Here is a 14,959-nt window from a genome sequence, read left to right as displayed (position 1 = left end):
GGTGATGGTGGACGAAGTGGTCGAGGGCACCGAGACGAAGGTCATGACCTACGCAGAGGCCATCAGGGATGCGCTGCGGGTCGCCATCGCAGAGGACGATCGCGTCTTCATGATGGGCGAGGATGTGGGGATCTACGGAGGTGCTTTCGGAGTCACCGGGGAACTGATCAACGAGGTGGGTACTGAGCGCCTGCGCGACACGACGATCAGCGAGCTGGGAATCGTCGGGGCCGGCGTCGGGGCTGCGATCACCGGCATGCGGCCGATCGTGGAACTCCAGTTCTCCGACTTCAGTGCGCAGGCGATGGATCAGATCGCGAATCAGGCCGCGAAGATCCACTTCATGCTCGGCGGCGCCGTCAATGTTCCGCTCGTGATTCGTGCGCCGGGTGGATCCGGCACGGGGGCCGCCGCCCAGCACTCGCAGAGCCTGGAGACCTGGTTCGTGCACATCCCCGGCCTCAAGGTCGTGATGCCGGCCACACCGGATGACGCCAAGGGACTGCTCCTCGCCGCACTGGACGACCCGAACCCGGTCGTCGTCCTCGAGCACAAGTTGCTCTACAAGACGTCGGGAGACGTCCGAGTGGGTGACGCCCGCACGCCGCTCGGGGTCGCTGCCATCCGGAGGGAGGGCAAGGATCTCACCATCGTCGCCACCGGTGTCATGGTGAGCAGGGCCATGGAGGCCGCAGAACAACTGGCGGCCGCAGGGGTGGATGCGACGGTGATCGACCCGCGCACGCTCAAGCCGCTCGACTCCAAGACGATCCTCGCGTCGGTGACGGCGACCGGAAGGGTGCTTCTGGTTCAGGAGGCGGCGGGCACGCTGGGGTTCATGTCCGAGGTCGCGGCGATCATCGCTGAGTCGGAGACCTTCGCCCATCTGCGCGCACCGGTACGGCGGCTCTCCGGACTGGACATCCCCATCCCGTACGCTCCGAAGCTGGAGCGCGCGGCGGTGCCCCAGGTCGAGGACATCGTTGCCGCCGCCACCGCACTCGTGACGGAGTGGTGAGATGGCGGAGCTCTCGCTGACAATGCCCAAGATGTCGATGACCATGGAAGAGGGAACCATGGTCGCGTGGCTCAAGAGCGTGGGTGACCCGGTGAAGTCCGGTGAGCCGGTCGCCGAGGTCGCCACCGACAAGGTGGACATGGAGGTGGAGTCTCCCTACGACGGCGTTCTCTCCCGAATCGTGGCCGATATCGACGACGTGATCAAGGTGGGCGAGCCGATCGGCTACATCACGTCCGATTCCGACGATCTGCTCGGTGGCCTGTTCGACGGTGCGGACAGCGGTCAGACGCCCGGTGGTCAGGCGCCCGCCGCGGCCGGGCCAGGTGCGGCCGGAGGTGGCGCGGTCGGCGACGGTGGCGCGGCCTCGACTCCGGGCCAGGATCCTGTCGGCGGCGATGGATCGACCGCGTCCTCGACCGCCTCCGACTGGCCGGCAGCGGTCCCACTCGCCCGGAGCATCGCATCCGATCGCGGCGTCGAGTTGTCCTCCGTGGCGCCCACCGGCCCCGGCGGCATCATCAGGGTGCAGGATGTCGAGAGCGCGGGAGCCGTGCCATCGCGGGCGGAACCGGCCGCATCGGCGCAACCGTCCGCGCCGTCACAACCGTCCGCCCGATCGCAACAGTCGGCACCGTCACGCGCGCCCAAGGCGGCCGGCGCAACAGACCCGGTCGCCGCACGGCGGGCGAGGACGAGACTCCTCGTGGCGCGCACGATGACGGTATCGGCGAGCATTCCGCAGTTCACCGCGTATCGCCAGTTCGATCTGAGCGTGCTCGCGGGAGTCCGGAAGAGTGGACTCGGCGGGGCGAGCTGGACCGCGATCCTCGTGAAGGCCCAGGCGATCGCGCTGAGCAGGCATCCGGAGTTGAATGCGGTGTGGACGGAGGACGGCCCCGAGCGCATGGAGGAGATCGGCATAGCCCTTGCCGTGGATTCCCCGTCCGGGCTGCTGGCTCCGGTCATCCGAAACCCGCAGAGTGAGACACTTCCGAACCTGTCGGCGGGGATCGCCCAGCTCGTCGACAGCGCACTCTCCGGCTCGATCACCGCGGGCCAGCTGAGCGGAGGGACGAGCGTCTTCTCCAACCTCGGCGGCATGGGAGTCGACCACTTCAATGCGCTGCTGACACCGCCCCATGCAACGGCACTGTCGGCGGGGTCCGTCGCCCAGCGGGTGGTGGCCACGGCGGACGGGGCGTTCGGCCCGCGTCTGACCTGCACCGTCGGTCTCACGATGGACCACCGGGTCGCCGACGGGGCGGATGCGGCACGCTACCTGCAGACCATCAGCGACCTGGTCGCCAGTCCGGACAGCATCCTTGCCGTCTGAGGCCGCCGACCTCACCTCACACCGAAAGCGAGTAGATCATGGCTGAGCGTACCGTCCAGATAGCGTCCCGGCACGGTCTGCACGCCCGTCCGGCGTCCCTGTTCACGAAGGCCGCGCGGGACAGCGGCATGGTGGTGACAGTGACGAAGGGGGAGAAGAGCGGAAACGCGGCCAGCATCCTGGCGGTGCTCTCGCTGGGCGCCAATTGCGGCGACACCGTGGTCCTCCGTACCGAGGGCGAAGGCGGCGAGGACGTGCTCGAACGGCTGGCGGAACTGCTGTCAACGCCTGACGAGGAGCTTGCCGAGTAGGGTGCGGCGCATACCCCTAGGGCATGCTCGCGGCCAGGAGCGCCTCTGCCAGCGATGAGTCGATGATGAGCACGTCGAGCAGTCCGCCCAGCAGCGCACCATGCACGCCGGGGGCCTTGGCCGGCCCTACCGCGACGCCGACGATCGTGGGGATGCGTCGCAGAGTCTCGAGGTCGATGCCCACGACACGGTCGCTCGTCGGAGAGCCGACCGGGGTTCCGCTCTTGTCGAAGTAGCGCGTACAGCAGTCGCCGACCGGTTCGGCCTGCAGGAACCGATCCTCATCGTCCGGGCTGAGCGACATGGCTTTGAGGATCGTCTGGGAGGCGCCGCTTCCGACGCTCCCGATACCCACGATGGCCAGCCGTGCGGTGCTGGCGGCGGTCAGGACGGAACTGATCGACGGCTCTGCCATGAACGCATCCCGAGTCGTCATGGATTCGACGATCGCCGGTGCATGGAGAGCGCGGTGCTTCGCCCCGAGCTTGAGGGCGAGGGAGCGTACGAGCACATTGCCGTCGCGGGCGGAGTCCACGATGGAGAGACCGCCGATGAGGGGAAGGACCTCGAGGTCGCTGTGGATCGGGTCTGGCACGAGCCGGTCCACGACGGATTGGACCGCGGAGCCCCAGGACAGTGCCAGGGACCCCTTGGATGGCAGGTTCTCCATGAGCCAGGCGGCGCCCAGCTCACCGACGCGTGCGAGATTGTCGGTGCGGGGCCCGGTGTTGGCGACCCGGCAGTCGGCGAGGTTGAACCGGGAGATGAGCTGGTGCTCCAGGTCACCGGCGCGACCGAAAGGGTCGTTGATCCGGATGTCGACGATACCCTGCGTTCGTGCGGCGGCGAGAACTCGGGAGACGTTGGATCGGGAGACCCCGATCTCCGCCGCAACTTCGGCCTGGGACTTGCCCTCGAGGTAATAGAGCGTTGCCGCCTTCACCAGGACAGACTGATCCCGCGCTAAGGCCATGCGGCGGTCCTTCCTTCGGATCAGTGACACCGGGAGACTTCGGTACGATCCTCAGAATTCTAACGAAGTTCGTCGATGGTGATCCCCACGCCGAGCAGCTCCGGGCGGATTCATCCCCCGGCCAGGCGACGCGGTGGCCTCAGCGATCGCGAATCCGGGCGAGGTGCAGGTCGGTCTGCGAGAGCGCGGAGAGCAACGCCAGTCCCCGGAGATTCTGCCATCCGGCGGTCCAGGTGAGGACGCTCGCAAGGTCCCACACCGTCTGACCGGGCGCGATGGCGGATGCGACCTGTTCCGTACGGCGCCCATGGTGCGCTGCGGTCTCCTCACTCCGCGCGGCGATGCCGGTGAATCGGTACCCGTGGCCCGGCAGTGCTTCGAACCGGTCGAGCGCCGCGACCGTCGCGAGGGATGCGAGGTAGTCGTCGATCGGGTTCGCGACCGGCGTCCCGCCCAGCCCGATGCCGGGGAACTGGTTCGGAAGCAGGAGATCGCCGAGGAAGAGGAGCTCGTTCGCATCGTCGACGAACGCGAGGTGACCCGTGGTGTGCCCCGGCGTATGCAGGGCGCGGACCGAGCGGCCCGGGATCTCCAGCGACTCCCCGTCGTCGAGGAGCCGGTCGGCCGTGAACGCGGTCCAGCCGCTTCGCCCGCGGAACGCCTCGAGGAGCTCCGGCCTGCGATCGGTGGGGACACCCCACGACTCGAGCCGCGCCTCGACCTCGGACTCGACGACGGGGGCCGCGAGTTCGCGGATGCCGTCCTGCTCCGCCCGGTGAAGGGCGACCGAGGCCCCGGATGCCGCCCTGATTCGCGCGGCCATGCCGAGGTGATCGGGGTGCAGGTGCGTGACCGTGACGGTGGCGACATCCTTCTCGCTGCGGCCGAGACCGGACAGGACCCGGGTGAACCGCTGCCAGTTCTCATCCGAGTCCCAGCCGGCGTCGATGACGTGCACCGCGCCACCCGAGTCGAGCAGCAGGTAGCTGAACGCGTAGTGGGGGAGCGTTCCGGGCTGCGGGAGGCCGTAACAGTAGAGGCCATCGCGCACGAGTTCGAGGCCGGGAACGCCGTGCCCTCCTGCGGCGTCGAACTGGGTGGAACTCGTGGCGTGCATTGCTTCGATGGTAGTTGACTCGCAGAGGCCTCCCGAAGCCGCGACAAGTAGGCTTTGCCTGTGACAGTGCGCCTCTATGACTCCCGGACCCGGTCCGTGGTCGATTTCGTTCCCCTCGTTCCGGGCGAGGTCGGCATCTACGTGTGCGGTCCCACCGTGCAGTCGAGTCCGCACATCGGGCACCTGCGCTCAGCACTCGTCTACGACCTGTGGAGGCGTTGGCTGAACTATCGCGGCTACCGGGTGACGCTCGTGCGCAACGTCACCGACATCGACGACAAGATCCTTGCGAGCGCTGTGGCCGAGGGCAACGCAGAACAATGGTGGGCACTCGCCTACCGGTTCGAACTGGAGTTCACCGCAGGGTACGCCGCCCTCGGCATCCAGGCACCGACCTACGAGCCGCGGGCGACGGCCAGCATCGGCCAGATGCACGAGCTCATCCGGCGACTCATCGATGCCGGCCACGCCTACCCCGCCGCCGACGGCTCCGGAGACGTGTACTTCGACACCGCATCGTGGCCGACGTACGGCGAACTCACGAGGCAGAAGCCGGAGGACATGGCCCCGGCCGCGGATGCCGACCCTCGGGGCAAGCGCGACCCGCGCGACTTCGCGCTGTGGAAGGGCCACAAGCCGGACGAACCGGAGTCGGCGAACTGGCCGTCACCGTGGGGAGACGGCAGGCCGGGATGGCACCTCGAGTGCTCGGCGATGTCGTCGCGGTATCTCGGCGCCCGGTTCGACATCCACGGCGGAGGGCTCGATCTCCGCTTCCCGCACCATGAGAACGAACTCGCGCAGTCGACTGCTGCCGGCGACGACTTCGCGAACCACTGGGTGCACAACGGCCTCGTGAACATCGGCGGGCAGAAGATGTCGAAGTCTCTCGGGAACTCGATCTACGCGGCCGACTTCCTCGGCCAGGCCCGGCCGCTCGTCGTACGCTACTACCTCGGTTCCGCGCACTACCGATCGACGATCGACTACCACGACGGAGCGCTCGTCGAGGCGGAGGCCGCTCTCGAACGCATCGAGGGCTTCCTTTCACGCGTCGACCGCAGACTCGACGGAACACCGTTCGCCGGAAGCGGCGTGCCCGTGGTCCCGGATGCGTTCGCCGCGGCGATGGACGACGACCTGGCCGTCCCCCAGGCGCTCGCCGTACTGCACGAGCGCCTTCGCGAAGGCAACGCCGCTCTCGACGCAGACGACATCGAGACGGCCGCCCGCGTGCGCGGGGAGGTCTTCGCCATGACGAATGTCCTCGGGATCAATCCGCTCGAGGAGCCCTGGAACACCGCGTCGGCGGATGCGGCGGCTCCGGCACTCTCCCGCCTCGTCGAACGGCTGATCGACGACCGCGAGTCGGCACGCGCCGCGAAGGACTTCGCCGCGGCCGACCGCATCCGGGACGAATTGACCGGTGCCGGCATCCAGCTGGAAGACACCCCCAACGGAACACAGTGGAGCCTCGCGTGAAGAATCCAGCACCGAAGCACGGACGACCCGGCGCCGTCCGCAAGAAGAGCCGCGGGCCGCAGGTCGGATCGGGCGGCCAGGGACGACAGGCGCTGGAGGGCAAGAAGCCGACGCCGAAAGCCGAGGACCGCCCGTACCATCCGGCGGGGAAACGGAAGGCTGCAGCCGACCGATTCGAGGCCGCAGGGGGGAAGCGACCGCCGTCGGCATCCGGCGAACGCCAGCGGCAGCAGCGACGCCCGAAGACATCCGACGAGTCGGAGTTCGTGACCGGCAGGAACTCTGTGCTCGAGGCCCTGCGCGCGTCGATCCCCGCGACGACGCTCTACATCGCCTCGCGGATCGAATACGACGACCGGGTGAAGGAGGTCATGGGCATCGCCACCAAGCGCGGCCTTCCGATCCTCGAGGTCATGCGCCCGGAGCTCGATCGCATGGCGGGCTTCGACTCCGTGCACCAGGGGCTCGCGCTCAAGGTGCCGCCCTACGAGTACGCCCACCCGCTCGAGCTGCTCGACCGCGTCGTCTCGCAGGGTAAGGTGCCGCTGCTCGTCGCCCTCGACGGCGTGACCGACCCGCGGAACCTCGGGGCGATCATCCGGTCGGTCGCCGCGTTCGGCGGCCAGGGCGTCATCGTGCCGCAGCGCCGGTCGGTCGGGATGACGGCGGCGGCGTGGAAGACGTCGGCGGGGGCTGCAGCGCGCACGCCGGTCGCCATGGCGAGCAACCTCACGCAGACGCTCAAGGCACTCAAAGAGCGCGGCGTGTTCGTTCTCGGACTGGACGGTGGCGGCGAGGTGTCCCTTCCCGGACTCAGCTGGGCGAAGTCGCCGATCGTCGTCGTGGTCGGCAGCGAGGGCAAGGGCCTCTCCCGCCTCGTCACCGAGACCTGCGACGCGGTCGTGTCAATCCCGATCTCCTCGTCGACGGAGTCGCTCAATGCGGGAATCGCGGCGAGCGTCACGCTCTACGAGATCGCGAAGCAGCGCGCTGGAGCTTAGAGCGGAGGCCACTTCTGGCCCTCGCCGCAGGCGGGGCCCCGCCGGCGCCGAAGCCCGTCTCGGGAGTCGGTCTGCCCAGCGATCAGCCGGCAGCGGCCTCGAGCGCCTGCGCGATGTCCTCGTAGAGGTCATCGACGTGTTCGAGGCCGACCGAGATCCGCACGATCCCACCGCCCGGCTTCGCCTCCGCAGCCACCGGACGGTGGGTGAGCGACGCCGGATGCTGGGCGAGCGTGTCGACTCCGCCGAGTGATACCGCGTGGCCGACGAGTTTCAGCGACTCGATGAACTTCGTCGCCGCGTGGTACCCGCCGGCGATGTCGAGAGCAAGCATGGAACCGGGCCCCTCGGATTGCGTTCCGATGAGACCTTCGGGGTCGCAGCCGGGCAGTGAGGGGAAGATGACCCTGGCGAGGGCCGCGTGCCCGTTCAGCCGCTCAGCGAGCTCCTGGGCGGTGGCCTGCTGGGCGCGCACGCGGAGGGGCATCGTGCGGAGACCCCGGTGCAGGAGGTACGCCGCGAAGGCGTGCAGCAGCCCGCCGGTGAGAGCGCGGACCGAGCGGATGCGGGCGGCCCACTCGTCGTTCGTCGCGACGATGCCGCCCATGGCATCCCCGTGGCCGCCGATGTACTTGGTGGCGCTGTGCAGGACCAGCGTCGCGCCGTGCTCGATCGGTCGCTGCAGCACCGGGGTCGCGAACGTGTTGTCGACGAGGACGGGCACATCGCCCGCTGCGGCGACGGCGCGTGCGATGTTCACGAGTTCGAGTGTGGGGTTCGCGGGGGTCTCGATGATGACGAGTCCGGTGTCCGGTTGGATCGCCGCGGCGATCTCGTCGACGCTGTGCGCCCAGGTCACGGATGTCCCCATCATGCCGTGGTCGAGCACGTGGTCCGTGCCGCCGTAGAGCGGGCGGAGCGCGACGACGTGCGGCTTTCCGGCGTTGACCGTGGCGAGGAGGCACGCCGCGAGGGCGGCCATCCCGGTCGAGAATGCGACGGCGGATTCCGCCCCCTCGAGGTCGGCGAGCGACTCCTCGAACCGTGCGACCCCTGGCTGCCACAGGCGCTGGTACACGGCGGACTGGCCCGGCTGGAGGGTTCCACCGGTCGCGAGATTCTCATAGGAGTCGCCGCCCAGTTCGACGCTCGGGAGCGGGTTCGTGGTGGAGAGGTCGATGGTGGGTACGTGGGAGCCGGACTCCACCAGCCCTTCCATACCTCCGTGGACGGCGCGGGTTTCCAGGTGGGGCTTCGATGGCTGCATGACTCGACTGAAACAGAATCCGCGACCGACTGCAAGGTGAGAGCAAGATTCTGTGGTCTGGTGCCATGCTGGGAACACTCTCTGCGAGAATCGATGCCATGGACGATACCGATCGCAGAATCCTCCGTGTCCTCTCCTCGAACGCCCGGATGTCCGGGGCGGCTCTCGCGGCGGTGCTCGGCGTCGGGGAGTCCACCGTGTCCCTTCGCCTGAGGCGACTGCAGCAGGACGGGTTCCTGCGCGGAGCGCACGCGGACATCGATCTCGCGGCGCTGGGCATCACCGTCCAGGCCCTCATCTCCATCCGACTGGTGTCGATCATCCGTGAGGATGTGGAGAGCTTCCGCGATGAGGCGCCGAACTGGCCGGGGGTGCTCGGTCTCTTCCACATGGCCGGCGTCGACGACTTCCTGCTGCACGTGGCCGCGCGCGACGCGTCAGAGCTGCGCGACTTCGTGCTCGAACATCTCGCCGGACATCCGGCGGTCGCGCACACCGAGACGAATCTCATTTTCGACCATGTGGCGGGGCGCGGGATCGAGCAGCTGCTCGCCTGATCTATGAGCCGGAGGTCGCCGCACCGTCCGCAGGTTCTCCGGGCAACGGGTCGTTCGGATGCCTGGCCAAGGGGTACACCTTCGCACTGATGTAGGGAAACATGGGCAGGGAGGTCAGGGATTCGTGAAGCGCCGTGGCGTCTGCGGCGGCCCAGATCCCCCAGTTTGCACTTTCACCGGGTACCCGCCACAGGCGGACGAGAACGCCCACCGAAGCCAACTCCGAGGCTCGTTCGGCTTCCCGTTTTCTCAACTCTGCTCGGTCGGACTCGGGCATTTCCCCGGGAAACGCGACCTTCATGCGCACCAGGAATTCCATGGGCTCATCGTGAGGCATCTGTGCCTCGCGATCCTCGTGTAATCTCCGCGGCGGCATCGATGACGGCGGATTTGAAGACATCTTCACTCGAAATCAGTCGTGCGGAGGGAGCCGAGATACCGACCGCTCCCTGGACGCTCCCGTCCGCCGAGAAGTACGGTGCAGCGACGCAAGTCACTCCGGCCTGGTACTCCTCCTGGTCCATCGCCCAACCCTGCCCTCTGATTGCTTCGAGTTCTCGCATCAATTGCGCCCGGAAGCGAGGGTTGTCATTGGCGGGGTCGGACCGAAAAACCAGGTCGAAGAGGGCATCGCGATGGTCGGCATCCATGAAGGCCAGGACGGCCTTGCCCGATGCACGGATGTGCTCCTTGCCAACAAATCCAATGCCGAGCCCGCTCACCCTCAACGGCTGGGGGCTCTCGATTTGAATCTCGACCAGTACACCGTTTGTCACCAGGCGGCCGAGGTACGCCGTCTCATTCGTCTGGTTGGACAGTCGCTCTACCCGTGAGTAGAGCTCCTTCGCCATCGGGAACTGGTTCTGGAACGCATAGTAGAGCGTGAGCACCTGCGGGCCGAGGGACAATGTGCCGTCACCGTTTCGCGAGACGTAGTCCCTGCTCTGAAGTGTGTTCAGCAGGTGGTAGGCCGTTGTCAGATTGACACCGAGCTGGGCAGACACATCCTTGACGCGCAGGGGCTCCCCTGCATTCGCCAATGCCTCAAGAAACCCGAGTGCGCGCTCAGCCGTCTGAAGCGTCACCCGTTTTGGGATGCTCATCGTCATCCGCAAACAATAACAGACTCTGTGTTCGATTGTCGATAAATTAAATGATTCACAGATATTGACAAAACTTGGCGGGCCCTCTCAGACTGGGCGGACGAACAACCTTGACGGATTGAGAGCCACATGCCTGAGGCAGTCGACTACTACGTGCACATGCGCTGGATACGCGAGTTCGAAGCAAAGTGCCTCGAGCTCAGTCGTGAAGGCGTGATCGAAGGTTCGATTCACCTGTGTGCCGGCCAGGAGGCGATCCCCGTTGGCTTCGCAGGTGTCCTGCAGGACCACGATTCGGTCTTTGCCACGTATCGCGGTCACGGCTGGGCCATGGCGGCCGGAGTTTCGCCGACCTCGCTTTTGGCTGAGATCTGTCACCGGGGGTCAGGCACGAATGCCGGCCGTGCAGGTTCGGCATTCCTCTCGCCGTCTTCGGGAAAGTTCAAAGGCGAGAATTCGATTGTCGGTGCAGCCGTTTCGATCGCGGCTGGTGCGGCGCTGGCGGCGGTCAGCAAGTCGACTGGTGGTGTGGCGGTCGTCTCGATCGGTGACGGGGCCATGAATCAAGGCTCGGTGACCGAGGCGCTCGTCTTTGCTTCCACACGGAACCTGCCTCTCGTGGTCGTGTGCGAGAACAACGGCTGGGCTGAGATGACTCCGACGTCGACCATGATGCGTGGTGAGAACCTCGTCGATCGCGCCGCGGGCCTCGGAATCACCCACCGGATCGTCGATGGGCGGGATCCGCATGATGTCGCCACGAACGCCGCGTGGGCTCTGGAAGTGGCGCGAAGCGGAGGCGGACCGGTATTCCTGGAATGCAAGGTGTCCCGGCTGTGGGGTCACTATAACAAGGACATCGAGCACTACCGTCCGAGCGGGGACAAGGAGCTTGCCGATGCGAACGATCCGCTGAACGTAGAACTTCAGAAACTGGTCGACTCTGGCAGTACCGATGTCGCAGCTCTCGAGGCAATCGACGAATCGGTTCGAGCCCAGATCGAGGAGATTGCCGCGCAGGTCATGCTGATGCCCACGCCAGATGCGCGATCCGCAACGACGCATGTGGTCTCGACGGCGGTACCGACTCCAACTCAAGACGCAGACATGGCGATCGGGGTGTCTACGCGATTGACGTATCAGCGTGCCGCCAACGCAGCCCTGGCGAAGGAGCTTGAGAACCGTCCGAACCTTCTCGTCTACGGGGAAGACATCGCTCAGCCCGGTGGAGTGTTTGGTGTGACGCGGGGACTTCAGAAGCGGTTCGGGGATCAAAGAGTGTTCGACACTCCCATTGCGGAAAACGCCATCCTGGGCTCCGCCTTTGGTGCGGCGATATCCGGTATGCGACCGGTCGTGGAGATCATGTGGGCGGACTTCCTTCTTGTTGCGCTCGACCAGCTGATCAATCAGGCGGCCAACGCGCGATACGTGAGTTCAGGGATGACGTCGGCGCCGATGGTGGTCAGGACGCAACAAGGTGCCACCCCGGGGTCAAGTCCGCAACACAGCCAGAGCCTCGAAGCGCTGCTCGCGCACATCCCGGGTCTCAAGGTGGGAATGGTGGCGAACGCAACGGACGCCTATTCGATGTTGCGAGCTGCGATAGCCGACGACGATCCGTGCATCCTGTTCGAATCACGTGCGCAGTACCAGGAAGAGGGTGACGTATTCCTCGACGGTCCGCTGGAGCCGGCGGCCGGCGGTCGAACCGTCAGACAGGGAGATGGCCCAGCAATCATTTCGTGGGGAAGCATGGTCGGCACGGCGCTCGAAGCTGCAAGCAGACTCGCTCAAGAAGGGATCGAGGTCTCCGTGCACAACCTACGCTGGGTCAGTCCGATCGATGATGCGCTTCTCGCAGAAGCAGTGAAGGTCAGCGGAGGAAGAGTCCTGGTGGCTCACGAAGCGAATGTCACGGGAGGTGTGGGCGGAGAGGTCGCCGCTCGAATCCAGTCCGCGCACTTCACCGAGCTGGCGATGCCGGTCAAGCGGCTGGGGGCCCTGGACTCGCGAATTCCGGCCTCCCCAGCTCTGCAGGCGGCCATCGTACCAACAGCGGATGCCATAGTCCGGTCGATCCGACAGATGCTCGGCTGGGCATCCGAACCTGTTCGTTCGTGACGGCGGGAGTTGATGATGCGTCGCGTCGACGAGGTGAAACGAACTCCGCACCTGGGCTTTGGTGGTTCCTTCGGACCGCCGAAGTGCTTGGACAACCTGTGTTCAAGCACGCAACTCTCACTGATCCAGAGGGTAGCAATCACAACCGAAATCAAAGAGGGAGAAAGATGAACGCCAAGAACACCACGCGTCAAAAAAAGTGGCGCACTCGAAGCCTGCCACTGCTCGCAGTGTCGCTGGTTGTCCCGCTTGTCATGGGCGGATGCGCCAGTTCCCCTTCAACAGGGAGCGACGGTGCGCCTCAAGACACGCTCGCAAAGATTCAGAAGGCCGATTACGCGACATTGGGTTCGTACAACCAGCTCGCCCACGGTTGGTTCGAGGGCGGCAAGTGGCACGGGATGGACGTCGACATCATCGAGGCCATTCTTCCCGAGATCGGTGTCCACACCTGGGACTACACCGTCGCGGACTGGAGCGCACTCATCCCGGGACTGGTCGCCAAGCGCTGGGACCTCATGTCGATCGGAATGAACATCCGGCCCGACCGGGCAAAGGTCGTCCTGTTCTCCGACCCCGTGTACCGTGCAGGTTCTGTTCTGATCGTCAAGGACGGAAGCGACATCAAGGGACACGCTCAGTTCTCCGGGAAGCGGATCGGAGCGGTGCTCGGTGGTTCCGAGGTCGATGACATCAAGTCCGTCCCCGGAGCAGAGGCAGTGGTCTACAAGACCGCCGGCGATATGTACGCAGACCTCAAGGCAGACCGCATCGACGCGATTGAGATGGATGAGGGCGAAGCGTCCTACTCGTTCAAGTTGAATCCGATCCCCGGCTTCACGGTCCTTCACGACTGGGAGGGGAAGATCTGGTTCAACAACGGCGTGGTGATGCGGCTGGAGGACACTCGTCTGAAAGAACAGATCGACAAGTACATCGCTGAACTCAAGAGCTCAGGGAAGATGCTTGAGATCCTCGAGGCTTATGGCTTCGGAGAATCCAACATGGTGGAGGCCGACGGCTAGTCGCTCCGCTGCAGGAGTTTGCCCCCTCTGAGGTGCCGTATGCGGGCCGATGAGGGGGCGAACTCCACCATTTCGCGTACTACTCAACAATCGAGTCGATGGGGTCAAGATGGAACAGGCAATCGAGTATCTCCCTCAGCTACTGCAGGGTCTGGTGCTTACCGTAGTGGTGACGTTGATCGTCATGGTGCTTGCCACGGCCCTCGGCCTGCTCGTCGCCATTGGCAGGATGTCGCGATTCGCCTTGGTGAGGGGACCGCTCACGGCCTATGTCGAGTTCGTTCGCGGCACTCCGACACTGGTTCACCTCTACTACGTGTTCTACGTCCTGCCTCTGGTCGGTGTCACGCTTCCCGCCGTGTTGGCCGGAGTCATCGGGCTGACGATCGGATACGCCGCTTACCTTAGCGAGGTGTTCCGCGCTGCCATCGGCTCTGTTCCGCTCGTTCAGCAGGAGGCGGCAGACAGTCTCGGACTCTCCAAGGTCCAGTCGTTCCGACTGGTCATCATGCCTCAGGCGACGCGAGTGGCATTGCCGCCGACCGTGAACTACCTCCTGAGTCTGTTCAAGGACACCTCGCTCCTGTCGATCATCACGATTCAGGAACTCATGTTCACGGGCCTCCTGATCGGGTCGATGACCTTCCAATACTTCATCATCTTCACGGAAGTCGCCATCCTCTACTTCTGTGTCTGCTATCCCTGGGCCTGGCTCGCCAGACGGTTGGAGAAGCGTCTGTCGCCCGATGGAGGGCAGTCCACGTCGAAACGGCTGGCGAAGACACGTAGGCAACTATTCATGTCGGACGGAATGGCGGGACAGAAATAATGGCGAAGAAGGATGTGTCCCAGGTAAGCGAAATGCCGGCAGACTCCGTGATGCATGTCAGGAATCTGACGAAGACGTTTAACGAGACGCCTGTTCTCGACGACGTCGACCTTTCCGTTGAGAAGGGAGAGGTTCTTGTGCTCCTCGGGCAGAGTGGGTCGGGAAAGACGACTCTCCTGCGCTGCCTCGCTCTGGCAGAAGGCATCACATCCGGGGAGATCGGCTTCCGCGGTCAACTCATTCACAGACGATCGATGCCGGACCAGCCGAACTTCTCGATCTCGGCGTCGGAGAAGCAGAAACTGCGCACACAGATCGGAATCGTGTTCCAGCAGTACAACCTCTTCCCCCACCTGACCGCAATTCAAAATGTCGCGCTCGCTCCCGTCCACGTCCTGAAGGTGGATCGGGATGTGGCGAATGCCCGAGCGAAAGAGCTTCTGGAGATGGTCGGCCTTGGAAGCCGCGTCGACTTCAAGTCCCACGAGTTGTCCGGAGGCCAGCAACAGCGCGTCGCGATTGCCAGGACCCTCGCGATGTCTCCTCAGCTGCTTCTCTTCGACGAGGTCACTTCCGCGCTGGATCCTCAGATGACGGCGGAGGTGCTCGCCGTCATGAAGGACATCGCGCTCAATGGCACGACGATGGTGGTCGTCACCCACGAGATGGGGTTTGCCAAGCACGTGGGGACGCGCATCGTCTTCATGGCGGATGGCCGGGTTGTCGAAAGCGGTACGCCTACTTCGCTCTTCGAGAACCCGAAGGATGATCGCACGAAGGAATTCTTGAATGCGGTGCTTCACGCGAATTGACAAG

At 65.2% G+C, this 14,959-nt stretch carries 15 protein-coding genes; 10 read left to right on the top strand and 5 right to left on the bottom strand.

Annotated elements, in window-relative coordinates; translation table 11 throughout:
* Positions 1-4 precede the first annotated feature (4 nt).
* Genes BKA04_RS05085 through BKA04_RS05075 form a run of 3 tightly spaced genes read left to right on the top strand, consistent with a single transcriptional unit; the run spans position 5 to position 2,665 of the window.
* Positions 5-1,018 carry an alpha-ketoacid dehydrogenase subunit beta gene (locus tag BKA04_RS05085; protein WP_104095435.1) on the top strand — a complete coding sequence of 338 codons (1,014 nt, stop codon included), beginning with the start codon at positions 5-7 and terminating at the stop codon, positions 1,016-1,018.
* Position 1,019: 1 nt separating this feature from the next.
* Positions 1,020-2,354, top strand: a complete 1,335-nt coding sequence (locus BKA04_RS05080) for a dihydrolipoamide acetyltransferase family protein (protein ID WP_104095434.1) — start codon at positions 1,020-1,022, stop codon at positions 2,352-2,354.
* Positions 2,355-2,392: 38 nt separating this feature from the next.
* Entirely contained in the window at positions 2,393-2,665 is a 273-nt protein-coding gene (locus BKA04_RS05075; RefSeq protein ID WP_104095433.1) for an HPr family phosphocarrier protein, read from the top strand.
* 16 nt (positions 2,666-2,681) lie between these two features.
* On the opposite strand, the gene BKA04_RS05070 is transcribed toward BKA04_RS05075, so the two are convergent.
* Both BKA04_RS05070 and BKA04_RS05065 read right to left on the bottom strand, forming a co-directional pair.
* On the bottom strand, positions 2,682-3,608 hold the full coding sequence (locus BKA04_RS05070; RefSeq protein WP_198413296.1) for a sugar-binding transcriptional regulator: 927 nt from the start codon (positions 3,606-3,608) through the stop codon (positions 2,682-2,684).
* Between the two features lie 169 nt (positions 3,609-3,777).
* Positions 3,778-4,755 (bottom strand): MBL fold metallo-hydrolase, encoded by a 978-nt coding sequence (locus BKA04_RS05065; RefSeq protein ID WP_104095431.1) that lies wholly within the window; start codon positions 4,753-4,755, stop codon positions 3,778-3,780.
* Positions 4,756-4,815: 60 nt separating this feature from the next.
* On the opposite strand from BKA04_RS05065, the gene cysS reads away from it, so the two are divergent.
* Positions 4,816-6,237 (top strand): cysteine--tRNA ligase, encoded by a 1,422-nt coding sequence (gene cysS, locus BKA04_RS05060; protein WP_104095430.1) that lies wholly within the window; start codon positions 4,816-4,818, stop codon positions 6,235-6,237.
* Positions 6,234-7,238, top strand: a complete 1,005-nt coding sequence (gene rlmB / locus BKA04_RS05055; protein ID WP_104096640.1) for a 23S rRNA (guanosine(2251)-2'-O)-methyltransferase RlmB — start codon at positions 6,234-6,236, stop codon at positions 7,236-7,238. Before cysS ends, rlmB begins: the two co-directional genes overlap by 4 nt.
* Before the next feature lie 82 nt (positions 7,239-7,320).
* On the opposite strand, the gene BKA04_RS05050 is transcribed toward rlmB, so the two are convergent.
* On the bottom strand, positions 7,321-8,505 hold the full coding sequence (locus tag BKA04_RS05050) for a trans-sulfuration enzyme family protein (protein WP_104095429.1): 1,185 nt from the start codon (positions 8,503-8,505) through the stop codon (positions 7,321-7,323).
* Positions 8,506-8,603: 98 nt separating this feature from the next.
* On the opposite strand from BKA04_RS05050, the gene BKA04_RS05045 reads away from it, so the two are divergent.
* Positions 8,604-9,062, top strand: coding sequence for an Lrp/AsnC family transcriptional regulator (locus BKA04_RS05045; RefSeq protein WP_104096639.1), 459 nt, complete (start codon positions 8,604-8,606; stop codon positions 9,060-9,062).
* Between the two features lies 1 nt (position 9,063).
* Here the strand turns inward: BKA04_RS05045 and BKA04_RS05040 are convergent, their stop codons facing one another.
* On the bottom strand, positions 9,064-9,381 hold the full coding sequence (locus BKA04_RS05040) for a muconolactone Delta-isomerase (protein WP_104096638.1): 318 nt from the start codon (positions 9,379-9,381) through the stop codon (positions 9,064-9,066).
* 4 nt (positions 9,382-9,385) lie between these two features.
* On the bottom strand, positions 9,386-10,171 hold the full coding sequence (locus BKA04_RS05035; protein ID WP_104095428.1) for an IclR family transcriptional regulator: 786 nt from the start codon (positions 10,169-10,171) through the stop codon (positions 9,386-9,388).
* A gap of 123 nt (positions 10,172-10,294) precedes the next feature.
* On the opposite strand from BKA04_RS05035, the gene BKA04_RS05030 reads away from it, so the two are divergent.
* The 4 genes from BKA04_RS05030 to BKA04_RS05015 all read left to right on the top strand — a co-directional run bounded on the left by BKA04_RS05030 (position 10,295) and on the right by BKA04_RS05015 (position 14,955).
* Positions 10,295-12,289 carry an alpha-ketoacid dehydrogenase subunit alpha/beta gene (locus BKA04_RS05030; protein WP_104095427.1) on the top strand — a complete coding sequence of 665 codons (1,995 nt, stop codon included), beginning with the start codon at positions 10,295-10,297 and terminating at the stop codon, positions 12,287-12,289.
* Positions 12,290-12,633: 344 nt separating this feature from the next.
* Positions 12,634-13,314: a substrate-binding periplasmic protein gene (locus tag BKA04_RS05025; protein WP_167309674.1), complete on the top strand. Its 681-nt coding sequence runs from the start codon at positions 12,634-12,636 to the stop codon at positions 13,312-13,314.
* 49 nt (positions 13,315-13,363) lie between these two features.
* Positions 13,364-14,143 (top strand): amino acid ABC transporter permease, encoded by a 780-nt coding sequence (locus BKA04_RS05020; protein WP_325052426.1) that lies wholly within the window; start codon positions 13,364-13,366, stop codon positions 14,141-14,143.
* Entirely contained in the window at positions 14,143-14,955 is an 813-nt protein-coding gene (locus BKA04_RS05015) for an amino acid ABC transporter ATP-binding protein (RefSeq protein WP_325052425.1), read from the top strand. The genes BKA04_RS05020 and BKA04_RS05015 overlap by 1 nt, the downstream gene beginning before the upstream one ends.
* Positions 14,956-14,959: the final 4 nt, after the last annotated feature.

This window comes from Terrimesophilobacter mesophilus, from assembly GCF_014200375.1.
Classification (GTDB): domain Bacteria; phylum Actinomycetota; class Actinomycetes; order Actinomycetales; family Microbacteriaceae; genus Terrimesophilobacter; species Terrimesophilobacter mesophilus.
This window is presented reverse-complemented; position numbering and strand designations above follow the sequence as displayed.

Excerpts from the sequence above, each read along its gene's own strand:
- BKA04_RS05030 (WP_104095427.1), top strand. The coding sequence starts at position 10,295 with ATGCCTGAGGCAGTCGACTACTACGTGCACATGCGCTGGATACGCGAG.
- BKA04_RS05080 (WP_104095434.1), top strand. The coding sequence starts at position 1,020 with ATGGCGGAGCTCTCGCTGACAATGCCCAAGATGTCGATGACCATGGAA.
- BKA04_RS05035 (WP_104095428.1), bottom strand. The coding sequence starts at position 10,171 with ATGACGATGAGCATCCCAAAACGGGTGACGCTTCAGACGGCTGAGCGC.
- BKA04_RS05040 (WP_104096638.1), bottom strand. The coding sequence starts at position 9,381 with ATGGAATTCCTGGTGCGCATGAAGGTCGCGTTTCCCGGGGAAATGCCC.
- BKA04_RS05015 (WP_325052425.1), top strand. The coding sequence starts at position 14,143 with ATGGCGAAGAAGGATGTGTCCCAGGTAAGCGAAATGCCGGCAGACTCC.
- BKA04_RS05075 (WP_104095433.1), top strand. The coding sequence starts at position 2,393 with ATGGCTGAGCGTACCGTCCAGATAGCGTCCCGGCACGGTCTGCACGCC.
- BKA04_RS05050 (WP_104095429.1), bottom strand. The coding sequence starts at position 8,505 with ATGCAGCCATCGAAGCCCCACCTGGAAACCCGCGCCGTCCACGGAGGT.
- BKA04_RS05020 (WP_325052426.1), top strand. The coding sequence starts at position 13,364 with ATGAGGGGGCGAACTCCACCATTTCGCGTACTACTCAACAATCGAGTC.
- BKA04_RS05085 (WP_104095435.1), top strand. The coding sequence starts at position 5 with ATGGTGGACGAAGTGGTCGAGGGCACCGAGACGAAGGTCATGACCTAC.
- BKA04_RS05045 (WP_104096639.1), top strand. The coding sequence starts at position 8,604 with ATGGACGATACCGATCGCAGAATCCTCCGTGTCCTCTCCTCGAACGCC.
- BKA04_RS05065 (WP_104095431.1), bottom strand. The coding sequence starts at position 4,755 with ATGCACGCCACGAGTTCCACCCAGTTCGACGCCGCAGGAGGGCACGGC.